22 protein-coding genes are annotated in these 22,645 nt (G+C 64.6%); 14 read left to right on the plus strand and 8 right to left on the minus strand.

Annotated features, from left to right (window positions below):
- Nucleotides 1-109: 109 nt before the first annotated feature.
- The 8 genes from pyk (at nt 110) to YQ44_RS01435 (ending at nt 8,888) form a co-directional block, all read left to right on the plus strand.
- On the plus strand, nt 110-1,564 hold the full coding sequence (pyk, locus tag YQ44_RS01400) for a pyruvate kinase (RefSeq protein ID WP_071321849.1): 1,455 nt from the start codon (nt 110-112) through the stop codon (nt 1,562-1,564).
- 72 nt (nt 1,565-1,636) lie between these two features.
- A complete protein-coding gene (gene fba / locus YQ44_RS01405) occupies nt 1,637-2,701 on the plus strand; it encodes a class II fructose-bisphosphate aldolase (RefSeq protein WP_010401625.1) in 1,065 nt (354 codons plus the stop codon).
- A gap of 118 nt (nt 2,702-2,819) precedes the next feature.
- Nucleotides 2,820-3,713: a phosphoribosylaminoimidazolesuccinocarboxamide synthase gene (locus YQ44_RS01410; protein WP_071321850.1), complete on the plus strand. Its 894-nt coding sequence runs from the start codon at nt 2,820-2,822 to the stop codon at nt 3,711-3,713.
- Nucleotide 3,714: 1 nt separating this feature from the next.
- Complete coding sequence (gene purE, locus YQ44_RS01415) at nt 3,715-4,215, plus strand: 5-(carboxyamino)imidazole ribonucleotide mutase (RefSeq protein ID WP_071321851.1); 501 nt, start codon at nt 3,715-3,717, stop codon at nt 4,213-4,215.
- A 15-nt stretch (nt 4,216-4,230) separates the two neighbouring features.
- On the plus strand, nt 4,231-5,439 hold the full coding sequence (locus YQ44_RS01420; protein WP_071321852.1) for a 5-(carboxyamino)imidazole ribonucleotide synthase: 1,209 nt from the start codon (nt 4,231-4,233) through the stop codon (nt 5,437-5,439).
- Nucleotides 5,436-6,470, plus strand: coding sequence for an L-threonylcarbamoyladenylate synthase (locus YQ44_RS01425; protein ID WP_083411586.1), 1,035 nt, complete (start codon nt 5,436-5,438; stop codon nt 6,468-6,470). The genes YQ44_RS01420 and YQ44_RS01425 overlap by 4 nt, the downstream gene beginning before the upstream one ends.
- 240 nt (nt 6,471-6,710) lie before the next feature.
- Nucleotides 6,711-8,102, plus strand: a complete 1,392-nt coding sequence (locus YQ44_RS01430; RefSeq protein WP_071321853.1) for an SGNH/GDSL hydrolase family protein — start codon at nt 6,711-6,713, stop codon at nt 8,100-8,102.
- Between the two features lie 99 nt (nt 8,103-8,201).
- Nucleotides 8,202-8,888 carry an OmpW/AlkL family protein gene (locus tag YQ44_RS01435; RefSeq protein WP_071321854.1) on the plus strand — a complete coding sequence of 229 codons (687 nt, stop codon included), beginning with the start codon at nt 8,202-8,204 and terminating at the stop codon, nt 8,886-8,888.
- 38 nt (nt 8,889-8,926) lie between these two features.
- Here the strand turns inward: YQ44_RS01435 and YQ44_RS01440 are convergent, their stop codons facing one another.
- Nucleotides 8,927-9,433 (minus strand): flavin reductase family protein, encoded by a 507-nt coding sequence (locus YQ44_RS01440; protein WP_071321855.1) that lies wholly within the window; start codon nt 9,431-9,433, stop codon nt 8,927-8,929.
- A 211-nt stretch (nt 9,434-9,644) separates the two neighbouring features.
- Between YQ44_RS01440 and msrA the strand changes: the two genes are divergently transcribed.
- The gene (msrA, locus tag YQ44_RS01445) at nt 9,645-10,178 is read left to right on the plus strand and encodes a peptide-methionine (S)-S-oxide reductase MsrA (RefSeq protein ID WP_071321856.1); all 534 of its coding nucleotides are present in this window, start codon (nt 9,645-9,647) and stop codon (nt 10,176-10,178) included.
- A gap of 40 nt (nt 10,179-10,218) precedes the next feature.
- Here msrA and YQ44_RS01450 read toward each other — a convergent pair whose 3' ends face one another.
- Together YQ44_RS01450 and pdxH are read right to left on the minus strand one after the other, a co-directional pair.
- A complete protein-coding gene (locus YQ44_RS01450; protein ID WP_071326186.1) occupies nt 10,219-11,460 on the minus strand; it encodes an SAM-dependent methyltransferase in 1,242 nt (413 codons plus the stop codon).
- Nucleotides 11,461-11,571: 111 nt separating this feature from the next.
- Entirely contained in the window at nt 11,572-12,789 is a 1,218-nt protein-coding gene (gene pdxH / locus YQ44_RS01455) for a pyridoxamine 5'-phosphate oxidase (RefSeq protein ID WP_071321857.1), read from the minus strand.
- A 112-nt stretch (nt 12,790-12,901) separates the two neighbouring features.
- On the opposite strand from pdxH, the gene tcdA reads away from it, so the two are divergent.
- Nucleotides 12,902-13,744, plus strand: a complete 843-nt coding sequence (gene tcdA / locus YQ44_RS01460) for a tRNA cyclic N6-threonylcarbamoyladenosine(37) synthase TcdA (protein ID WP_071321858.1) — start codon at nt 12,902-12,904, stop codon at nt 13,742-13,744.
- On the opposite strand, the gene thpR is transcribed toward tcdA, so the two are convergent.
- Nucleotides 13,741-14,259, minus strand: coding sequence for an RNA 2',3'-cyclic phosphodiesterase (gene thpR / locus YQ44_RS01465; RefSeq protein ID WP_232251025.1), 519 nt, complete (start codon nt 14,257-14,259; stop codon nt 13,741-13,743). The two genes, tcdA and thpR, sit on opposite strands and share 4 nt — an antisense overlap.
- A gap of 94 nt (nt 14,260-14,353) precedes the next feature.
- Here thpR and YQ44_RS01470 point away from each other — a divergent pair, with 94 nt between their 5' ends.
- Together YQ44_RS01470 and cysK are read left to right on the plus strand one after the other, a co-directional pair.
- Entirely contained in the window at nt 14,354-14,818 is a 465-nt protein-coding gene (locus YQ44_RS01470; RefSeq protein WP_071321860.1) for an FKBP-type peptidyl-prolyl cis-trans isomerase, read from the plus strand.
- A gap of 84 nt (nt 14,819-14,902) precedes the next feature.
- Nucleotides 14,903-15,835 (plus strand): cysteine synthase A, encoded by a 933-nt coding sequence (cysK, locus tag YQ44_RS01475; protein WP_071321861.1) that lies wholly within the window; start codon nt 14,903-14,905, stop codon nt 15,833-15,835.
- Here cysK and YQ44_RS01480 read toward each other — a convergent pair.
- Complete coding sequence (locus tag YQ44_RS01480; RefSeq protein ID WP_156894658.1) at nt 15,796-17,112, minus strand: SGNH/GDSL hydrolase family protein; 1,317 nt, start codon at nt 17,110-17,112, stop codon at nt 15,796-15,798. The two genes, cysK and YQ44_RS01480, sit on opposite strands and share 40 nt — an antisense overlap.
- 97 nt (nt 17,113-17,209) lie before the next feature.
- Here YQ44_RS01480 and YQ44_RS01485 point away from each other — a divergent pair, with 97 nt between their 5' ends.
- Entirely contained in the window at nt 17,210-18,121 is a 912-nt protein-coding gene (locus YQ44_RS01485) for a LysR family transcriptional regulator (RefSeq protein ID WP_071321863.1), read from the plus strand.
- 116 nt (nt 18,122-18,237) lie between these two features.
- On the plus strand, nt 18,238-18,639 hold the full coding sequence (locus YQ44_RS01490; protein WP_071321864.1) for a ribosomal maturation YjgA family protein: 402 nt from the start codon (nt 18,238-18,240) through the stop codon (nt 18,637-18,639).
- A gap of 6 nt (nt 18,640-18,645) precedes the next feature.
- Here YQ44_RS01490 and YQ44_RS01495 read toward each other — a convergent pair whose 3' ends face one another.
- From YQ44_RS01495 to YQ44_RS01505, 3 genes are all read right to left on the minus strand, one after another.
- A complete protein-coding gene (locus YQ44_RS01495; RefSeq protein WP_071321865.1) occupies nt 18,646-21,459 on the minus strand; it encodes a M16 family metallopeptidase in 2,814 nt (937 codons plus the stop codon).
- Nucleotides 21,460-21,545: 86 nt separating this feature from the next.
- A complete protein-coding gene (locus YQ44_RS01500; protein ID WP_071321866.1) occupies nt 21,546-21,902 on the minus strand; it encodes a hypothetical protein in 357 nt (118 codons plus the stop codon).
- A complete protein-coding gene (locus YQ44_RS01505; RefSeq protein WP_071321867.1) occupies nt 21,902-22,630 on the minus strand; it encodes a hypothetical protein in 729 nt (242 codons plus the stop codon). The genes YQ44_RS01500 and YQ44_RS01505 overlap by 1 nt, the downstream gene beginning before the upstream one ends.
- Nucleotides 22,631-22,645 lie beyond the last annotated feature (15 nt).

Here is a 22,645-nt window from a genome sequence, read left to right on the forward strand (position 1 = left end):
CAGCAGTTAGCCGTTCAGTACCAAGCGCAGCCTGACCGCTGCGCTTTTACCTTGCCGGATGTAACATCAAACCGGCCTTGATCACCTTCGCTCGCGCACAAGGAATCCTATGCCACGTGGTACAAAAATCGTAGCAACAATCGGCCCCGCCTCCACCGACTTCGACATCCTGGTGAAGATGATACGGGCGGGCGTCGACGTGGTGCGTTTGAATTTTTCCCACGGCAAGGCGCAGGACCATATCGACCGCGCGGCGCTGGTGCGGCTGGCGGCGGCCGAGTGCGGCCGCGAAGTGGCCATCATGGCCGACATGCAAGGGCCGAAGATTCGTGTCGGCAAGTTTGAAAACACGCGCATCGCGCTCGAGCCGGGCGAACGCTTCATCCTCGACGCCAAGTGGGGCGAGAATGGCGAGCTGGGCAACCAGGAACGCGTGGGCCTCGATTACAAGGCCCTGCCGCGCGACCTGCACAAGGGCGACGTGCTGCTGCTGAACGACGGCCTCATCGTGCTGATCGTCGAGCGCATCCACGGCAGCGAAATCCACACCACCGTGAAAATCGGCGGCGAGCTGTCGAACAACAAGGGCATCAACCGCCAGGGCGGCGGCCTGTCCGCGCCGGCCCTGACGGCGAAGGATATGGAAGATATCAAGACGGCCATGAGTTTCCAGGCCGACTATCTGGCCATTTCCTTCCCGAAATGCGCGACCGATATGGAAATGGCGCGCCAGCTGGCCAATATCGCGGGCGAACCGTACCACCACAAGCCGATGATGATCGCCAAGATCGAGCGCGCGGAAGCCATTCCTGCGCTGCAGGAAATCCTCGACGCGTCCGACGGCATCATGGTGGCGCGCGGCGACCTGGCGGTCGAGGTGGGCAACGCGGCCGTGCCGGCCCTGCAAAAGCGCATGATCAAGATGGCGCGCGCCTCGAACAAGCTGGCGATCACGGCCACGCAGATGATGGAATCGATGATCGTCAACGCCGTGCCGACGCGCGCCGAAGTGTCGGACGTGGCCAATGCCGTGCTCGACGGCACGGATGCCGTGATGACGTCGGCCGAGACGGCCTCGGGCAAGTACCCGATCGAGACGGTGGAAATGATGGCCGCCATCTGCATCGAGGCGGAACAGTCCGAATACAACAAGCTCGATGCCGATTTCCTCAACGTCACGTTTACCCGCATCGACCAGTCGATCGCGTATGGCGCCCTGTTTACGGCCCACCATTTGCGCGTGAAAGCCATCGTGGCCCTGACGGAATCCGGTTCCACGGCCTTGTGGATGAGCCGCCACAGCATCGACACGCCGATCTACGCGCTCACGCCCAGCGTCACAACTTTGCGCAAAGCGGCGCTGTACCGCAATGTACGGGCGTATCATCTGATGCAGAACGCCCCCAGCGCGCAGGTGCTGAAGCAGGCGGAAGAGCTGTTGGTGGCGCAGGGCATCGTGCGCAAGGGCGACATGATCGTCGTGACCTGGGGCGAGCCCATGGGGCAGGTGGGCGGTACCAACGCGCTTAAAATCGTCAAGGTCGGCGAGTTTGACCTGACGTAAGCATTCAGGCGCCGGCGCGGTGATCGACCGCGAAGCGCCGCAACGGTTTCTATTGTTATCTGGAGTATTACCATGTCTCTCGTATCCATGCGTCAACTGCTGGACCATGCCGCCGAAAACGGCTATGGCATTCCTGCTTTCAACGTCAATAACCTGGAGCAAGTGCAAGCCATCATGGCCGCCGCCGATGCCCTGAACTCGCCGGTGATCATGCAGGCGTCCGCCGGCGCCCGCAAATACGCGGGCGAAGCCTTCCTGCGCCACCTGATCGACGCGGCCGTCGAAGCGTACCCGCACATTCCCGTCGTCATGCACCAGGATCACGGCCAGTCGCCGGCCGTCTGCATGGCCGCCATCCGCTCGGGCTTCACGTCCGTGATGATGGACGGTTCGCTGGAAGCGGACGGCAAGTCGGTGGCTTCCTACGAATACAACGTGGAAGTGTCGCGCGAAGTGGTGAAGTTCTCGCACGCCATCGGCGTGACGGTGGAAGCGGAACTGGGCGTGCTCGGTTCGCTGGAAACCATGAAGGGCGACAAGGAAGACGGCCACGGCGCCGACGGCACCATGACCCGCGAGCAACTGCTGACGGACGTGGCGCAAGCTGCCGACTTCGTGCAGCGCACCCAGTGCGACGCGCTGGCCATCGCCATCGGCACCTCGCACGGCGCCTACAAGTTTACGCGCAAGCCGACGGGCGACATCCTGGCCATCGACCGCATCAAGGAAATCCACGCGCGCATCCCGAACACCCACCTGGTGATGCACGGCTCGTCGTCGGTGCCGCAGGAATTGCTGGCCATCATCCGCGAATTCGGCGGTGACATGAAGGAAACCTACGGCGTGCCGGTGGAAGAAATCCAGGAAGGCATCCGTCACGGCGTGCGCAAGATCAACATCGACACCGACATCCGCCTGGCGATGACGGCCGCGATCCGCAAATACCTGTTTGAAAATCCATCGAAATTCGACCCGCGCGACTTCCTGAAGCCGGCCCGCACCGCTGCCGAGCAGATCGTGCGCGCCCGCATGCAGGCGTTCGGCTGCGAAGGCCAGGCGTCGAAAATCAAGGTCATCACGATGGAAAAAATGGCCGAGCGCTACAAGGCCGGCGAGCTGTCGCAAATTGTGAAGTAAAATTCTGTCTGGAACGGGCAGCAGGCATACGCAGATAGCGTATCCTGGTGCCCGATTTTCTCGACCGGCGGGCGTCCCCTGCCTGCCGGTTTCGTTTCATCACATCATTCCCTCCGCTATGAACAGCCTCTATCAGACTTCCATCCAATCCCTGCCACTGCTGGGCCACGGCAAGGTCCGCGACAACTATGCCGTCGGCGACGACAAGATCCTGATCGTCACCACCGACCGCCTGTCGGCCTTCGATGTCGTCATGAACGAACCGATTCCCGGCAAGGGCAAGGTCCTCAACCAGATGAGCGACTTCTGGTTCGAGAAACTGGGCCACATCGTGCCGAATCACTTGACCGGCGTGGCGCCGGAGTCCGTGGTGGCGCCCGAGGAAGTGGAGCAGGTGCGGGGCCGCGCCGTCGTCGCCAAGCGTTTGAAGCCCATCATGGTCGAGGCGGTCGTGCGCGGCTACATCATCGGTTCGGGCTGGAAGGATTACCAGGATACGGGCAGCATCTGCGGCATCGCGCTGCCAGCCGGCCTGCAACAGGCGCAAAAGCTGCCGGAACCGATCTTCACGCCGGCCGCCAAGGCCGAGCTGGGCGAGCATGATGAAAACATCAGCTTTGCGGACATGGAACAGCGCATCGGCGCGGAACTGGCCGCCAAGATGCGCGACGTGGCCATTGCCCTGTACAAGGCCGCCGCCGACTACGCCGCCACGCGCGGCATCATCATCGCCGACACCAAGTTCGAATTCGGCCTGGACGACAATGGCGTCATGCATCTGATGGATGAAGTGCTGACGGCCGATTCGTCGCGCTTCTGGCCGGCGGATTCGTACCAGCCTGGCATCTCGCCACCGTCGTTCGACAAGCAATTCGTGCGCGACTACCTGGAAACCTTGACGTGGGGCAAAACCGCACCGGCGCCTGCGCTGCCGGCCGACGTCATCGAAAAAACCCAGGCCAAGTATTTCGAAGCCATCGAACGCCTGACGGGCGAGAAGCTGAAGGCCTGAGATGACTGAGCAGAATAAGCCGCTGGTCGGCGTCATCATGGGCTCGTCCTCGGACTGGGACGTGATGCAGAATGCAGTTTCCATCCTGAAACAGTTTGGCGTGCCATTCGAGGCGCAAGTCATTTCCGCGCACCGCATGCCCGACGAAATGTTTGCCTACGCGAAAAGCGCGCGCGCGCGCGGCTTGCGCGCCATCATCGCCGGCGCCGGCGGCGCGGCCCACCTGCCTGGCATGGTGGCCGCGATGACCATCGTGCCGGTGCTGGGCGTGCCCGTGCCGTCGAAATACCTGCGCGGCGAAGATTCCATGCTGTCGATCCTGCAAATGCCCAAGGGCGTGCCGGTGTCGACCTTCGCCATCGGCGAAGCGGGCGCGGCGAATGCGGCGCTGACGGCGGTGGCGATGCTTGCCGCCACCGACGACGCTCTGGCCGATCAGCTCGAGGCGTTCCGCGCCACGCAAACGGCCGCCGCCAAGGCCATGATATTGCCGCTAGACTAATGTGCTTGAAAAATAATGAATAGTAAATTGACTTTCCCATTGTTGCCCTCCGCCAATCCACCGGCGTGGCTGGGCGTGATGGGCGGCGGCCAGCTCGGCCGCATGTTTGCCCAGGCCGCCCAGAGCATGGGCTATCAGGTTGCAGTTCTTGAACCTGTGCTGGAGCCGGCCGCCAGCTGCCCTGCGGGGCAGGTGGCGCAGCGCCTGATCAACGCCGGCTACGACGACCTTGACGGCCTCGACGCCTTGGCCGCCCAGTGCCTGGCCGTCACCACGGAATTCGAAAACGTGCCGGCCGACAGCCTGTCGCGCCTGGCCGGCCACGTGTTCGTGGCGCCCAATGCGCACGGCGTGTCGGTAGCGCAAGACCGCATCGCCGAAAAGCGTTTCTTTGTCGACTGCGCGCAGACATCGGGCGTGCTGCCGGCGCCGCACATGGTCATCGCCACGCAGCTTGACATCGACGGCATAGTCGACGACTTGCTGCCGGGCATACTGAAAACCGTGCGCATGGGCTATGACGGCAAGGGCCAGTACCGCGTGCGCACGCGCGACGAGGTGCGCGCCGCCTTTGCCGAAATGGGCCAGGTGACTTGCCTGTTGGAAAAAATGCTGCCGCTGGCCTACGAAGTGTCGGTGCTGACGGCGCGCGGCGCGGATGGCCAGTCGGTCGTGTATCCGATCGCCGAAAACGTGCACCGCGACGGCGTGCTGTTTACCACCACCGTGCCGGGCCCGAACGTGTCCGCCGACAGCGCCGCCAGGGCGCAGCGGGCGGCGCAAGCCATGGTCGCCGAGCTCGGCTATGTTGGCGTGCTGTGCATCGAATTTTTTGTCTTGACCGACGGCAGCCTGGTGGTCAATGAAATGGCGCCGCGTCCGCATAACAGCGGCCACTACACGATGGATGCCTGCGTCACCAGCCAGTTCGCGCAACAGGTGCGGGCCATGGCGCGCTTGCCGCTGGGCGACGTGCGCCAGCATTCGCCGGCCGTGATGCTCAACATCCTCGGCGATGCCTGGTTTGCCGACGGCAGCGATGTCGCCTGCGAGCCGGCCTGGGAGCGCATCCTGGCCCTGCCGGGCGCCTGCCTGCACCTGTACGGCAAGGACGATCCGCGCCGTGGACGCAAGATGGGCCATCTGACCCTGGTGGCTGCCAGCCTGCCGGAAGCGCAGCAGCGCCTGCGCGACGCTTGCCTGATCCTGGGAATCGCGCCGTGAGCGTGCCCGAACAGGATCTGGACCAGGCCGCCATCGCGGCGGCGGCCGCCGTGCTGGAAGCGGGCGGTCTCGTCGCTTTCCCGACAGAAACCGTGTACGGCCTGGGCGCCGACGCGGAAAATCCGGCCGCCGTGGCGCGCATCTATGAAGCCAAGGGCCGTCCCTCCGACCACCCGGTGATCGTGCACGTGGCGCCGGACGCCGATCTGGCGCACTGGTCCGATGATATCCCGCAAGAAGCGCAGCAACTGGTGGCCGCCTTCTGGCCCGGTCCGCTGACCCTGATCCTCAAGCGCGCCGCGCACATTCCCGACGCCGTCTCCGGCGGCCAGGATACGGTGGGCTTGCGCTGTCCGTCGCACCCGGTGGCTATCGCATTGCTAGGCACTTTCAAGGGCGGCAAGGGGGGGCTGGCGGCGCCGTCGGCGAACAAGTTCGGCAATGTCAGCCCGACCACGGCACAGCACGTGCGCGACGAATTCGATGCGGAACTGGACAGCGGCTTGCTGGGCGCGGTGCTCGATGGCGGGCAGAGCGACGTCGGCATCGAGTCGACCATCGTCGACCTGTCGCGCCTGGCCACGCATGGCCCCGTGTTGTTGCGTCCTGGCCATATCAGCAGCGAGCAGATCGCTGCCGTCATTGGCCGCGCGCCGGCCATGGCCGATGCGGCCGCGCCGCGCGCATCGGGCACGCTGGAATCGCATTACGCGCCACACACGCCTGTTGCGATGCAGCACAGCGATGAACTGGGCGAGACGCTGAACCGCTTGCTCAACGACGAGCGCCGCGTAGCCCTGATCCATTATTCGGACATGCCGCCGGCCAGCGCCAGCGTGCGCCTGGAAGCGGACCCGCACAGCTATGCGCATGCGCTGTACGCCTCGCTGCGCACGATGGATCAGGTTGGTGCCGAGCTGATCCTGGTGGAAGCGCCGCCGACCGGCCCCGAGTGGCTGGGCATCAATGACCGTTTGCGGCGTGCCGCGTTCGGCTCAAGTGGTATCTTGCAGCAATTTCTATCAGCCTGACAAAAGCCCCGCAAGGGGCTTTTTCTTGATGCAGCGCAATAGAGATGCTTGCCACGAAACATCTTAAATCCTCCATAATCCAGGCATCCGTTCCACTGCGGCCGGGTGTCGCGCTGTTGTTATTTCGTTGATTTTTAAAACATATTTTCTATACAAGCCTGAGGAACGATGGCATATTAGTTGGGTAGCGAATAGCACGCCCGTTCGTTTAGAAACCAGAAAAAAGACCGAGGAGACAAAATGCATCAAACCAAATTCGCGCTGGCCGTGCTGGCAGCGGCTGTCCTGGCAGGTTGCGGTGGCGCCAGTGGCGGTGATCAAGCCTTGAAAGTCAAATATACGGCGCAGGTGTCATTCGGCGACAGCCTGTCCGACGTGGGGTCGTACGCCGTCGGCACCGTGGCCAAGCTCGGTGGCGGCAAGTTCACCATCAATGGCGACAATACCAAGATCAATCCTGAACTGACGGGCAAGAACTGGACCGAGCACCTGGCCGCCCAATTTGGCCTGGCCGCGCCATGCGCCGCCGAAACGGGACTGGAAGGCGATGCCGCGCAAGGCCTGGCTGTCGCCCGCGTCAAGCATGCGGGCTGCTTCGGCTACGCCATGGGCGGTTCGCGCGTGACCAATCCGGTCGGCCCGAACAACAAGCTGACGGGCAGCGCGCTGGGCGCGCTGACGGTGCCGGTGGTGACGCAGATCGCCAATCACCTGGCCGTTTCCGGCGGCAAGTTCAGCGGCACGGAAGCCGTCTTCGTAATGGCTGGCGGCAATGACGTGCTGTACCAGCTCGGTGCACTGCAGGCCGGCGCGACGGCGGCTGGCACGAAGGCTGGCGCGGATGCGGGCGCCAAGGCATTCGCCACCAACCTGACCCTGGCCCTGGCCGCCGGCGCCACCAACCCCGCCACGGCGGCGGCGTCGATCGGTGCTGCCGTCCAGACCGCCAGCACGGCGCCGGGCGCCACGCCGACAACGATCGTGGCCGCTGCCGTGCAGGCTGCTGTGATTGCCGGCAATACAGCGGTAGCTGCGCCAGCCGTCTATGGCCCGCTGGTCGCCAAGGCGCAAGCCGATGCGACGGTGACGGGCAATGCCGCCGGCGCCAAGGCCGGTGCCGACTACGCTGCGGCCCAAGGCCCGGCGCTGGTTGCTTCCATGGCGCTGGCAGGCAAGGAGCTGGTGGCGCTGGTCAAGGACCAGGTCATCGCCAAGGGCGCCAACTATGTGGTGGTCAACAATCTGCCGGACGTGGCCGGCACGCCATCGGGCTTGAGCAAGGATGCCAATACCAAGGCACTCATCAACGCCATGGTCAGCGCCTATAACAGCGAACTGAGCACGGGCTTGAATGGCAATGCGAAAGTCTTGCTGGTCGACGTGTTTGCCGTCAGCCATGACCAGGGCGTCAATCCCGGCCCGTATGGCTTGACCAACGTCAGCGAGACGGCGTGCGACCTGACGCCGGCGAAGAACGTACTGGGCAGCTCGCTGGTATGCAATGGCACGAACCTGAAATCGGGTGACGTCAGCCACTATGCGTATGCCGACGATGTGCATCCTACGCCGTTCAACAATCTGTTGCTGGCCCGCTTCGTGGCCAAGGAAATGGTCGTGCGCGGTTGGCTGTAAGGGAAGGCCGCGCCGGCCATGCCTTCGGGGCAGGGCCGGCGCCGGCAGCGACAAGACTCGATAGCGGAACACTCCGCACATAATGAATCAGGAGACAAGATGAAGAATCGTTTGAATACCGCTGTACGCGTGCTGGCCGCCGCTGCCGCGATGGTCGTGGCGACGGGCGCTTCGGCGCAAAGCGCAGGCACCTGGATGGCCAAGGTTGGCCTCAACAAGATCACGCCGCATGTGGACAGTGGCGACGTGTCGGCGCCAGCCTTGCCGGGCACCAAGGCCGACGTCAAGTCGGATACCAAGCCCATCCTGACGTTTGCCTACATGATCACGGACAATATTTCCGCTGAAATGATCCTCGGCGTGCCATACAAGCATGAACTGGTCGGTGACGGCGCCATCAAGGGTACGGGCAAGCTGGGGACGGCGGAAGCCTTGCCGCCAACGGCGTTCGTCCAGTACCGTTTCTTCCAGCCCAATGCGATGATCCGCCCTTACGTGGGCGCGGGCCTGACGTATGCCTATTTCCAGAAGGAAAAAGGTTCGGGACAGCTGACGGCCTTGCTGGATCCGGGTGGCAAGCCAGTCACCTACCGCATGGATAACAAGCTGGCCGGCAGCCTAGTGGTCGGCAGCACGCTGGCCCTCAACGAGCGCTGGTTTGCCGACGTGGCCGTGGTCAAGACCTTCCTGAAAACCAAGGCGAAATTCTCGACGGGGCAGACGCAGGACATCAAGCTCGACCCGCTCGCCGTGAGCGTCAGCATCGGGTATAACTTTACCCTGTAATGCAAAAAATCCGCTTCGGCGGATTTTTTTTGTCCCGCTCAGGCTGGCGGCGTATTGAACTTTCCATTGTGGAAGATCAAGGGCGCCTGCGCGGCAAACGCGCATTGTTCCACTTCGCCCACGAAAATGACGTGGTCGCCTTCCGGATAGCGGCTGCGGTTGTGGCACTCGAACCAGGCCGACGCCCCTTTCAGGATGGGCTGGCCCGTGCGCGACAGTTCGTACTCGACGTCGTCGAACGGGTTCGGCGTGCGGCGTGAGAAGCGCTGCGCCAGTTCCGCCTGGTCGGCGCCCAGCACATTGATGACGTAATGCGAATTGCCGCTGAAGATGGGCATGCTGTTCGCCACGGAACCGAGGCTCCACAGCACCAGCGGCGGCGACAGCGAGACGGAATTGAAGGAGCTGGCCGTCAATCCACGGAAGCTGCCATCGGCCAGGCGCGTGGTGATCACCGTCACGCCCGTCGCAAACTGCGAAAGTGCTTGGCGGAAATGGGTCGTATCGAATTCTTGCGCTGGCGCGCGGGGAGAGCGTGTGTTCATGGGAAACCTGTCTATTTGCTGACATTATGCCAAAAATCGGCCATGCCAGCGCAATCCTGGCCGGCATGCCCCTATGTGCGGTGGGCCACGCGCCGTTTCAAGCGGCGCTGCAAGCCATGGCGCTTTGCGTTACAGTGGTGGAAGAGACAAGTATTTCCTGTCTTTCAAGGGCCGGCACCGGTCCGGGATCGCATCGACGGGGGAGAGCATCATGGATGGACAGACGGAAGTCGCGGTACTCGGCGGCGGCTGCTTTTGGTGCCTGGCCGCCGTGTACCTGGAAGCGCGCGGCGTGACGCGCGTCGAGTCCGGCTACACGGGCGGCAGCGTGCCGGCGCCCACGTACGAGCAGATTTGCACGGGCCAGACGGGACACGCGGAGGTGGTGCGGCTGGAATTCGATCCGGCCATCATCAGCTACCATGACTTGCTGGAAATATTCTTTACGCTGCACGACCCCACCACCCTGAATCGCCAGGGCAATGATGTCGGGACGCAATATCGCTCCGTCATCTATTACCAGTCGGCCGGGCAGGAAAAGGTGGCGCGCAAGGTGATCGCCGAGATGGCCGGCGTGTGGGATGCGCCCATCGTCACGGAACTGGCGCCCGCACAGGCGTATTACCCGGCCGAGGATTATCACCAGAATTACTTCGAGCAACATCCCCTGCAGGGGTATTGCGCTTTCGTGGTGGCGCCCAAGGTGGCGAAATTTCGCGCCATGTATGCGAACCGCCTGAAGTGAGGCGTGCGCGGGACGCCGGCCCGGGCAGCCGGCTGGCTGCTCAGCCCGCCAGCACGGGGGCTGGCGCCGGCAGGTGCGCCGCCTCATACATGTAATTGCGCGACCACGGCAGGGTCGAGGAACGCCGGCCCGCCTTCACGCAGACGATCTGGTACAGGCTGATCAGGTCTTGCTCGAAGGCATATGCGCAGCCGGCCAGGTAGACGTGCCAGATGCGGAAGCGCCGCTCGCCCGCCAGGGGACGGATCTGCTCGGCGTGGGCTTCGAAATTTTCCGTCCACAGGGCGCAGGTGCGCGCATAGTGGCGGCGCAGGTTTTCCACGTCCAGCACTTCCAGCCCCCCCTGCTGCATGGTCTTGAGCACATTGCCGATGTGCGCCAGTTCGCCGTGCGGAAACACATATTTCTCGATGAATTCGCCGCCGCCGTACGGCGTTTCGCCATTGTCCGGGTCGGTCGAGGTGATGCCGTGGTTCATCGCCATGCCGTCGGGCGCCAGCAGTTTGTTGATGATGGAAAAATAGTCGGGCAAGTGTTTCAGGCCCACGTGCTCGAACATGCCCACGCTGGTGATGCGGTCGAACTGGCCCGTCACATCGCGGTAGTCCTGCAGGCGGATCTCGACCAGGTGCGCCAGGCCGGCCGCCGCCACGCGCTCGCGCGCCAGCGCATACTGGTTTTCCGACAGGGTCACGCCGACGCAACGGGCGCCGTATTGCTGTGCTGCACGGATGACCAGCGCTCCCCAGCCGCAGCCGATGTCGAGCAGGGTCTGGCCCGGCTGCAGCTGGATTTTCTTCAGGATATGGTCGATCTTCTTCACCTGCGCCTGGGCCAGGGTTTCATCGCCGTTTTCAAAGTAGGCGCAGGAATACACGAGGGCGGGGTCGAGAAACTGTTCGTAGAACGCATTCGACACATCGTAGTGATAGCGGATGGCCTCGGCATCCTTGCTCTTGTCATGCGTAAAGCTGCGCACGATGCGGGCCAGCTTGCCTTCGGGCTTGAGCGTGTTGCGCGCCAGCGCGTTGCAGATGGCGATCATGTCCATGGCCGTGCCCTTGACCTCGATATTGCCTTCCACATAGGCCGAACCGAGGTTGGCCAGCGATGGATTGAGCAGATAGCGGGCCGAGGCGGCTGTCGGCAGGCGGATGGTGACTCTGGGCGCTTCGCTCGACAGGTCGACATGCTGGCCGTTCCACAGTTCTATGCGCAGGGGCAAGGCGGTCTTGCTGCGGATACCGGCAATCCAGGACTTGAGTTGGTTTTGTACAAACAAAATGGCCTCCAATGAAGCGGCCGCTGGCGGCCGCAAATTGAGCAACAATGTTATTTAACCTCTATCCCTCATAGCCTACACCTATATTGTCGAGCTTGCTTTGCGGCGCGCTCAGGGTTGTAATCGTTGCAAGCTCCATTGCCCGTCGGCGCCGCGCGTAAACACGATGCGGTCGTGGAAGCGCGAGCGGCGGCCTTGCCAGAACTCGATGCGTTCCGGCTGCAAGCGGTAGCCGCCCCAGTGGGCCGGACGTGGCGGCGGCGCCTCGCCGATGGCGGCGGCCACGGCTGCGTAATTCGCTTCCAGCGCGGCGCGGTCGGCGATCGGTGCGCTCTGTTGCGAGGCGATGGCCGACAAGCGGCTTTGCAGTGGGCGCACATTGAAATACTCGTCGCTTTCGGCGGCCGAGGTTTTCACCACCGTGCCTTCGATGCGCACCTGGCGCTCCAGCTCGCGCCAGAAGAACAGCAGGGCCGCATGCGGGTTGTGCTCGAGCTGCTGGCCCTTGTCGCTGGCGTAATTCGTGTACCAGGTAAAGCCGCGCTCGTCGAACTGCTTGATCAGCACGATGCGCGAACTGGGCTTGCCGTCAGCATTGACGGTGGCCAAGTCCATGGCGTTCGGCTCGATCACCTGGGCCTGGACGGCTTCGTCAAACCATTTCCGGAATTGCGCGATGGGGTCGGCCAGCACGTCCGTCTCGCTCAGGCTGGACTGGACATAATCGGTGCGCATGGCGGTCAGGGCGGGGCTTGGCCCGGGCCGTGCCGGCGCCGCTGCTGCTGCGGGGGCGTCGGGCGCGATGCCGCGGCGGCGCTGCATGGCCGTGCCCAGCTGTTCCATCTGCTGCGCGCTGAACAGGCGCTTGGCCATGGGCGCCAGCTGGCCCTCTTCCTTGCTCATGTGCGCCTGGTAGGCGGCCGCGTAATCGTGCACGCCGGCGGCGGACAGCTGCGTGCCCGTGCCGGCCGCGATGGCGTCGAGCGCCGGGCGCAAGGTCAGCCAGGCCTGGTCCATGCGCTGGTGGTCGGCCAGGATGTCCGGCACCAGGGTGGCCAGCAGCGCGGCGTCGTCGCCCGTGGCGGTCGCTTGCAGCATCGGCATCAGGTCTTGCTCTTCATCGTCATGGTGCAGATGGGCGGCTTTATTGAAGTATTGCAACACGGCCCTGGCCGCCTGCTGCGCCTCCGCCGTATTGCCATGCTGAGCCAGGTGGCCCGGCAGGTTTTGCAGGGTGCTCAGTTGCTTGCGGATCTTGTCGTGGCAATGCTTGAGTACGGCGATGGGCTGGTCAAAGCCGGGAACGGAGTCGAACAGGGGAGAGGTCATGGCGAGTTCTCGTGGTGGCGGTGTGGGGGCGCGGCGACAATCGGGCCTTGTCGCTGTGTCAATTCGGCTATTTTAGAATATCCGCCAGCGCAGTGTCCGTTAAAATGGCGGCATGCATACCTCCACCAATGAACTAATTTCCATGGACTTGACCGAGATCGATTTCGAGCGCCGTTTCGGCGGCATCGCCCGCCTGTATGGCGCCCCCGCACTGGCGCGCTTTCGCGCCGCCCATGTGTGTGTGATCGGCGTGGGCGGCGTCGGTTCCTGGATCGTCGAAGCGCTGGCGCGCAGCGCCATCGGCCGCCTGACCCTGATCGACCTCGACAATGTTGCCGAATCGAACATCAACCGCCAGATCCAGGCCATGAGCGACACCATCGGCAAGGCCAAGATCACGGCCCTGGCCGAGCGCATCGAGTTGATCAACCCGTGTTGCCAGGTCACGCAGATCGAGGATTTCATTGCGCCCGATAACCTCGAGCAATTGCTGGGCGGGCGCGACTTCGATTACCTGATCGACGCCATCGACAATGCCAAGGCGAAGGCGGCGGTGATCGCGTATTGCCGCGCGCGCAACATTCCCATGCTGACCATCGGCAGCGCCGGCGGTCAGACGGACCCGACCCTGATCGCCGTGCGCGACCTGTCGAAAACGGAACAGGAGCCGCTGCTCAAGCGCGTGCGCAAGCTGTTGCGCACCGAATATGGTTTCCCCCGTGGCGTGAAAAACAAGTTCAATGTCGACGCCGTGTTTTCCATGGAACCGTTGACGACGCCCGAAAGTGCGGAAGCGTGCGCCATCGACGGCACGGCCGCCGGCGTGACGGGCCTGAACTGCGCCGGCTTCGGTTCCAGCGTGGTGGTGACGGCCAGCTTCGGCATGGTGGCGGCCGCCCATGCGCTGAAAACCTTGCGCCAGGACACACTGGCCGCCGTGCCAGAGGCCGCTTAACTTAATTCCCGGCGTCCCACGATGCGGTAGTCGCCGCTGCTTTTCAGCGATTCCACCAGCACCACTTCGCTTGCCTGCCAGGCGATGGGCGCCAGCGCGTATGCGGCCGGCGGCGGCGCCTGGCGCGCCAGGGTCACGTGCGGCGTAAAGCGGTCGTGCTCGAAGCGGGGCGCCAGTCCCTGTTCCGCCAGGCTGTGCATGCAGGCCGCGCGCAGGGCCAGCAAGGCAGGCGACGGCTGCGCCAGGGCGGCCCAGGCGAGGGCCAGGCGGGGAAAGTGGCTGACGTGATCGAATCCCAGCGGCATGGGACGCGCCGGCAATTGCGCCAGGATGGTTTGCAGGGCCGGCAGCTCGCCGGCGGGGCGCTGTCCCAGAAAGGCCAGGGTCAGGTGCAATTTGTCGGCACGCACGGGCTTGCCCCCCAGCGGCGCCTGCCAGGCGGCCAGCGCCGCGCGCGTGGCGGCATCGGGCCACAGCGCGTAAAACAGGCGGGGAAACTGTGAATCGGGCGACAAGTTTTTCATATCGTTGCGGCGGTTTGCTATCATTGGCGTTCCCTGTCCGCAGCTGGTGCAGGGATCTCACCGAAACTCAATGAAAGAATACATCATGACGCGTAGCTCCGTTTTGTTTGCCCTGATCTGCTCCGTCGCCGCGTCGCTGGCGCAGGCACAGGCGCCAGCACCTGTTCCCGCCTCCGCCGTATCGCTGAGCCCCGGCCCTGCCGCCGACAAGCTGATCATCATCGACAACAAAGTCGGCACGGGCAAGGAAGCGATTGCCGGCAATACCGTATCCGTGCACTACACGGGCTGGCTGTACCGTCCGCTGGCGAAAGATTCGCGCGGCAAGAAATTCGACAGCTCCGTGGGCCGTGGCCCGTTTGACTTCCCGCTGGGCAAGGGCATGGTCATCAAGGGCTGGGACCAGGGCGTGGCCGGCATGAAAGTGGGCGGCAAGCGCACCCTGGTCATTCCTGGCGAACTGGCCTATGGCCCGCGCGGCGCCGGCAATGGCGAGATCCCGCCGAACTCGGCACTGATCTTCGACGTGGAACTGCTGGACGTTAAGTAATTGTTCACTTTGGTGGCGGCGCATGCTCGCGCCGCCGCCAAAAGCGGTAGACTGGGGTTTCTTGAAATAGCGGAGATTCCTTCCATGAACATCGCCAACGACGTCACTGAACTGATCGGCAACACCCCCCTGGTGCGCATCAACCGCATCGCCGCCGGCTGCCATGCCAGCATCCTGGCCAAACTCGAATTCTACAATCCCGCCCACAGCGTCAAGGACCGCATCGGCCTGTCCATGATCGTGGCGGCGGAAGCAGCGGGCAAGATCCATGCCGATACCGTCATCGTCGAGCCCACCAGCGGCAACACGGGCATCGCGCTGGCCATGGTCTGCGCCGCGCGCGGCTACCGCTGCACCCTCGTCATGCCCGACACCATGAGCCGCGAGCGGCGCATCCTGCTGCGCGCCTACGGCGCCGAGCTGGTGCTCACGCCCGGCAGCGAAGGCATGCTGGGCGCCATCCGCAAGGCCGAAGAGCTGGTGGCGGCCGACCCCCGCTATCTGATGTTGCAACAATTCAATAATCCGGCCAATCCCGCCATTCACCGCGCCACGACGGCCGAGGAAATCTGGCGCGACACGGATGGCCAGGTGGACATCGTCGTGGCCGGCGTGGGCACGGGCGGCACCATCACCGGCATCGGCGAAGTGCTGAAGGAGCGCAAGCCTGGCCTGCACGTGATCGCCGTGGAACCGGAAGCGTCGCCGATGCTGTCGAAAGGCACGAAAGGCCCGCACCCGATCCAGGGCATCGGCGCCGGTTTCGTGCCGCAGATCCTGAACACGGCCATCTACGATGAAATCATTTGCGTGAAAAACGACGATGCGTTCGCCACGGCGCGCCTGGCCGCCAGCGACGAAGGCTTGCTGGTCGGTATCTCGTCGGGCGCCGCCCTGTGGGCCGCGCTGCAAGTGGCGCGCCGTCCGGAAAATGCGGGCAAGACCATCGTCACCATCATCCCCTCGTTCGGCGAGCGCTACCTGAGCACGGCCCTGTACGCGGGATTGGGCGACTGATCTTTAAACAGCAGCGGCAGGGCTATTCCTTCCGCCAGCGCCCGGTTGCCCGCGTCGCCCGGGTGCAGGTGGTCGCCCGAGTCGTAGGCGGGCAGCAGGCGCTGCGGGTGGGCCGGATCGCGCAGCCAGGCATCGAAGTCCAGTACGGCATCGAAACTGCCGCTGTCGCGTATCCAGGCGTTCAGTTGCTGGCGCAGCGCGTCTTTTTCCGGCTGGTAATAATCGCTCAGCGGCGTGCCGGGCAGGGCGCCCTCGAACGGTGTCAGGGTGGCGCCGATCACACGCACGCCGCGGCTGCGCGCCTGCGCCAGCAGCTGGGCATAGCCGGCCGTTAATGCTTCCAGCGTGGGACGCCGTTCCTGCCGCGCGAACGCCGTGCCGGGCCAGCTGATGTCATTGATGCCGATCAGGACGATGACCGTGCGCACGCCCGGCTGCGCCAGCACGTCGCGCTCGACTCGGGCCAGCGCATTCTCGCCCATGCCGTCGGACAACAATCTCCCACCGGAAATACCCGCATTGAGCACGGCCACGCCCTGCGGCGCCAGGCGTTCGGCCAGCACGTCGGGCCAGCGCGCATCGCCGCCCAGGCTGGCGCTGGCGCCATCGGTGATCGAATCGCCGAGGATGGCCACGGCTTGCGCGCCTGGGGCCGCTTCCACCTCGATGGCACTGAGCAGCAGGCGCGCCGTCGTGCTTTGCACGCCGGCCTGGGCGATGTCGATGTGGGCCGCGCGCGTCTGGTCATGCGGCGCGAGCCACGCCGTCTCGCGGCCATCCCAGTGAAAGGTCGACACGGGGCTGGCCTGCGGCAGGTGGATGCTCACCGTCAGCCGCGCCAGGTCCGGCACGGCCAGATCGACGGGATCGCTGACGAGGGGGGCACCGGGCGCGATGGTGGCTGCAGACCGGCCGGCAAAGGTGAGCGTGCGCAGGCTGTCCGGGCGGATGGCCGGGCCGCTGGCTGCCAGCGCCAGCGTGGCCGCGCCGATGCGCAGCGGCGCCTTGCCATACGCATTCGACAGCACGAGGCGCACGCGCCGGCCGCCCACGCTCACGCGCGCCACCTGGCGCACGGTATGGCCGTGCAGCACGGCGGGCACGTTGCTGGGGAAGAGGAAGTCCTGTCCCCACACGGCTTGCGGACTGGCCGTCCAGCTGGCCAGCCAGCCGGCGTCGGGACGGGGACCGGCGTGGGCGTCGGCCGCGTGGGCGGCGACGGTGTTCAGGGCCAGGGCCAGCAGGGCGGTGGCGGGGAGGGCATGCAATGGTTTCATGGTGTCGTGCTCCATCAATGGGATGCGCCATGATGCCGCTCCCGCCATTTATGCACTAGACTGTGTTAACGAAGAACATTTATGAGCTGAATTCACAATGGGCAGAAGCGACGTCAATCGCTCCGGCGAGCTGGAAGTATTTGTGCGGGTGATCGAACTGGGCGGCTTTTCGGCCGCCGCGCGCGCCTGCGGCATGACGCCGTCGGCCGTCAGCAAGCTGGTGTCGCGGCTGGAGCAGCGCCTCGGCGCGCGCCTGCTGAACCGTTCCACGCGCCAGCTGCAGCTGACGGCCGAAGGCTGCGGCCTGTATGAGCGGGGCGCGCGCGTGCTGGCGGCCCTCGACGAGGCCGAGCGCTGCGCCGGCATCCAGAGCACGCCGCGCGGCAAGGTGCGCGTCAACGCGAATGTGCCGTTCGGCCAGCATTTCCTGCTGCCGCTGGCGCCTTTGTTCCTCGAACGCTATCCGCAGCTGACGCTCGACATCGTGCTCACCGATGCCGTCGTCGATATCCTCGAACAGCGCACGGATGTGGCCGTGCGGGCCGGCCCCCTGAAAAGCTCGAACTTGATGGCGCGCAAGCTGGGCCAGACGCGCATGCGGATCGTGGCGGCACCAGCGTACCTGGCGCGGCGCGGCACGCCGCGGGCACCGGCCGACCTGGCGGCGCACAACTTGCTGGACGCCAACTATGCGCGGGCGAAGTCCGGCTGGCCGCTGCGCCAGGCCGGCGGCGACATCGTCGTGCCCGCCACCGGCAATGCGCAGGCCAGCGATGGCGAAGCCTTGCGGCAACTGGCGCTGGCGGGACTGGGGCTGGCGCGCCTGGCCGCCTTCCAGGTGCGCGACGATATCGCGGCCGGCCGTTTGCAGGCCGTGCTGGAAGAGTTCAATCCGGGCGACAGCGAGGAAGTGCATGCCGTGTATGTGGGACAGGGCGGCCACCTGCCGCTGCGCGTGCGCGCCTTGCTCGATTTCCTGGCGGAGCAGGTGCGGCTGGATGGAGCGTGACCAGGCTGAACTTGCCCTGACGAAATAGACGCCAGGCGGGCAGGGCAGGCGCAGTACAATACCGGACACAACGGGGCCGCAATGGTTCGGCCCGTATTGTGTCTTTGAATGGAAATATGTTCCTGGTAAAACCTGAACGCCGCCGCCTGCTGCAGGTGGGCGCAACCGTGGCTGTCATCGCGCTGGGCCTGGCCTCGCGCGCCTTTCCCCAATTCGTTCCTGAGGCCCTGGGCAAGTACCCGGGCGACGCCTTGTGGGCCATGATGGTGGTCTTCGCGCTGGGCGCCTTCGCCACGCGGATGCGCACGTGGCAGCTGGCGCTGGTATCGCTGCTGATCTGCTTTGCCGTCGAATGCGGCCAGCTGTACCAGGCGCCGTGGATCAGCGACATCCGCGCCCATCCGCTGGGGCACCTGGTGCTCGGTTCCCACTTCGGCTGGGTCGACCTGGTCGCCTACACGGCGGGCGTGGCGCTGGCGGCGCTGGTGGACAAGGCTGTCCTGTTCCGGCGCCGCTAAGCCCGCTTACTTGACGTTGCCCTCCGCGTCGCGCACTTCCACGGGCGCCAGTTTCAGCCTGGACAATTGCGGCGCGATCTTCGCCTTGTCGCCCACGCCGATGACGATCAGCTTTTCCGGCTGCAGGTATTTCTGCGCCACCTGCTGCACCTGCTTGTCCGTCACGCTGGCAAAGCGCTGCGGCAAGGTCGCGTAATAGTCGATGCCCAGGTCGTAGATGTAGGTGTTGGCCATGCTGGCGCTGATGCTGGCATTCGTCTCGAACTGGCCCGGCAGCGACAGCACCTGCGAATTGCGCGCATTCGACAATTCCTTGGCCGTCAGCGGCCTGGCGATCATGGCGCGGATTTCCTTGAAGGTTTCCGACACGGCCGGACCCGTCACGTCGGTGCGCACGCCGGCGGCGATCGAGAACGGTCCCGGCTGGCGGCGGTACTGGAATTGCGAACGCACGCCATACGTATAGCCTTTCTCTTCGCGCAGGTTATTGCTTAGCCGGCTCGTAAACAAGCCGCCCAGCGCCGCGTTCATCACTTGCAGCGGCGCATAATCGGGCGTCGCGCGGGCCACGGCGATGGTCGACAGGCGCACGGCCGTTTGCGGCGCGCCCGGCTTGTCGACGAGGATCAGCCTGGCCTTCGCCGTTTGCGGCGCCGCCGCCACGGACGGCGCCACCGTGCCCGCCTTCCAGCTGCCGAACTTGGCTTCGGCCAGCGCCTTCAATTCCGCTTCGCCGATGTCGCCCGAGACGATCAGGGCCGCATTGTTGGGCAGGTAATGCTGCTGCCAGTAGCCTTGCAGGTCGGCGCGGCTGGCCGCCTTCAGCGCCGCTTCCGTGCCCAGCTGGATGTAGCCGTATGGATGTTTCGGGCCGTACAGGGCCGCCGCCTCCACGCGGGCCGCGACGGCGCCCGCGTTTTCGCGCTGCTGCGCCAGTTCGCCGATGCGGCTGGCGCGCTGGCGTTCCACTTCCGCCTGCGGGAATTGCGGGTGCTGCACCACGTCGGCCAGCACGTCGAGCGCTTGCGGGAACGTGGCTTTCAGGGAAGTCAGCTGGGCGAACGAGGCGTCGGCGCCGGAACCGGTACCGAGGAAGGCGCCCAGCTGCGCCACGTCATCGGCGATTTGCGGCGCGCTGCGCGTGGCCGTGCCTTCCTGCAGCATTTGCGCCGTAAAGCTCGACAAGCCCGGCTGCGCCAGCGGATTGGCGCCCGAACCGCTTTTCACCACCAGCTGGCTCGATACCAGCGGCACGGCCGGATTGTAGTTGTGGATCACGGTCAGGCCGTTTGCCAGGGTGAAGGACTTGGCTTGCGGCAGCACAATCTTGGGCGCGGGGCCGGCAGCCGGCACCTTGTTGCGCCACGGCTCGTCCGCATTGATGGCCGTGCCTGGCGCAGGCTTGACCTTGCCCGGCGCCGGCGTCGGCACTTCCGCGCCCAGGTCCGGCGTGCCCGGCACGCCATACACGACCACGCGGGCCTGGTTCTTCAGGTAGGTGTCGACGGCGCGTTGCACGTCGGCCACCGTCACCTTGCGGTAGCGTTCGATATCCTTGCCCAGGTAGCCGGGGTCGCCCAGGTACTGGTTGTACTGGTTCATCAGGTTGGCATTGCCGCCGACCTTTTCCACCTGGCTCAGCATGCCCGTCTCGATGCCGTTGCGGGCCCGCTCCAGTTCCTTCTCGGTGGGACCGCTGGCGCGCAATTGTTCCAGTTCGGCATTCAGCGCCTGCTCGATTTCCTCGGGCTGGTGGCCGGGGCGCGCCGTCACGTCCACGCTGAAGATCGAGGTGAGGGTGTTCGAACTCTGGCTGGCGCCCACGTCCTGCGCGATCTGCTTGTCGTACACGAGCGATTTGTACAGGCGGCTGGACTTGCCGCCGGCGAGGATTTGCGCGGCCATCGTCAGTTCCGCGTCATCCTTGGCGTAGGCGGACGGCGTCAGCCAGGCCATGAAGACGCGCGGCAGCTCGACCCGGTCCTGCACCACCAGGCGGCGCTCCTGCGTGATGGGCGGCGTCACGACAGCGGGTTTCGGCACGGCCGGGCCGCTCTTGAAACTGCCGAAGTACTTGTTGACCAGTTCCTTGGTCTTCGCCTTGTCGATATCGCCCACGATCACCAGGCTGGCGTTGTTGGGGCCATAGTAGTTGGTGAAGAATTCCTTGATGTCGGCCAGCTTGGCGTTCTGGATATCCGCGTGCGAGCCGATGACGCTGGCGTAATACGGGTGGTTCTTGGGAAACAGCTGGTGGTACAGCGCTTCCTGCACGATGCCGTACGGCGCGTTTTCCACGCTCTGGCGGCGTTCGTTGCGCACCACGTCCTGCTGGTTCGTCAGGGCCGTCTGGTCGAGCACGTCCAGCAGGTAGCCCATGCGGTCGGAATGGGCCCACAGGGCCAGTTCCAGCTGGTTCGACGGCACCGTGTCGAAATAATTGGTGCGGTCGAAATCCGTGCTGCCGTTCGAATCGGTGGCGCCCGCCCCTTCCAGCAACTGGTCGGCCATGCCGCGCGGCACGTGCTTGGTGGCGGCAAACATCATGTGTTCGAACAAGTGCGCAAAGCCCGTCAAGCCCGGCGCTTCATTCGCCGGACCCACGTGGTACCAGATATTGACGGCCGTGACGGGCAATTTATGGTCTTCCACGAGAATCACGTCTAGGCCGTTCGGCAAGGTGTATTTTTCGTAGGCGATATGCGGCACGGCCGTCGCGCCCGTAGTGGCGGCCGCATCGGCGGCGTGGGCGAGGCCCAGGGGAGCGCCGTACAGCGACAGCATCAGGGCGGGAATGGCCAGCAGTTTGATCGGTTTCATGCGTGCTTCCAGAAGAGGGTGGGAAGGATGCTGCGATAGCCTGGCGGCTGGCGCCGTGGCTGCCGCAGGTGTTGCCGATGATACATTTATTTAAACAGCAGCGCCGCCCCGCCCAGCACCAGCAGGGCGCAGGTGACGGAGACGATGGCGGCGGCGGCGAGCAGGCGCCATTCGCGCGGCGTGAAGCCGGCCGGCCCGGCCGGCGCTGGCACTTCCGGCACAGGCCGGGACAGGGCCGCCGCCGGTTCTGCCGGCAAGCCGCCCGTGGCGCGCGCCTGCGCCGCCAGCGCCTGCGTGGCCGCGTCCAGCAGGGCCAGCTGGCGTTCGACGGTGTCCGCCAGCACCGCTTCGTTCAGCGCCACGAGGGCGAATATCGGGTCGTCGACGTCGATCCTGATGCCCGTCTTGTCGAATACGTGCGTGCGCAGTTTATGCTGGTCCACTACCATTGCACCTTGTCGAGTTGTTCGAAAATGTCGCGGTAGACGACCTTGATGCGCTGCTTTTCCATGATGTTGAACTTGTCGTTCTGCAGCACTTCCTGCATCGTCAGGCGCGCCGTGTTCATCTTCTTGACGTCGGCGCCGAAGGTGTCGGGATTGCGCTGGCTCAAGGTGATGCTGCCTTTGACGCGCGCGCGGTTGTCGGCGTACGACTGCGATTCGACAAACTGCTTGCCCGATGCCGATTGCAGCAGGCCGAAGTGTTCGTTTTGCCACAGCACCAGCGGCACCTTCGTCGATTGCGCCGTGGCGACAAAGCCCGTCGCCGTGTCGTGCAGGGTGTCGCCGCCGCCGACGATGGTGTGGATGTATACCTTGCGGCCCGACTCTTCCAGCAGCGAGAAGCAATCGTTTTCCAGCAGATAACCCATCAGCGGCGAAAAGGTGTTGGCGCCATTGTCGACCACGCAGTTGCCATCCTCTTCCAGGATATCGATCATCAGCGCGTCGAAGCGCTTCGGATCGATATTGCGCGCGTCCGTCATCACGGGCACGTGCTTGACGTTCATCGCCTTGTAGCGCGAAAAGGTGGCGTTTTCCTGGTCGGTGTCATAGCAGCGCAGGGGCGTGCCGTCCTTGCCGCCTATCCATTGCGCCAGCAGGGTCGAGACCAGGGTCTTGCCGATGCCACCCTTGCCCTGCAGGATGAAATGTACCGTGTTTTGCATTGCGACTACTCCAAG

It is taken from the genome of Janthinobacterium sp. 1_2014MBL_MicDiv, assembly GCF_001865675.1.
Lineage (GTDB): Bacteria > Pseudomonadota > Gammaproteobacteria > Burkholderiales > Burkholderiaceae_D > Janthinobacterium.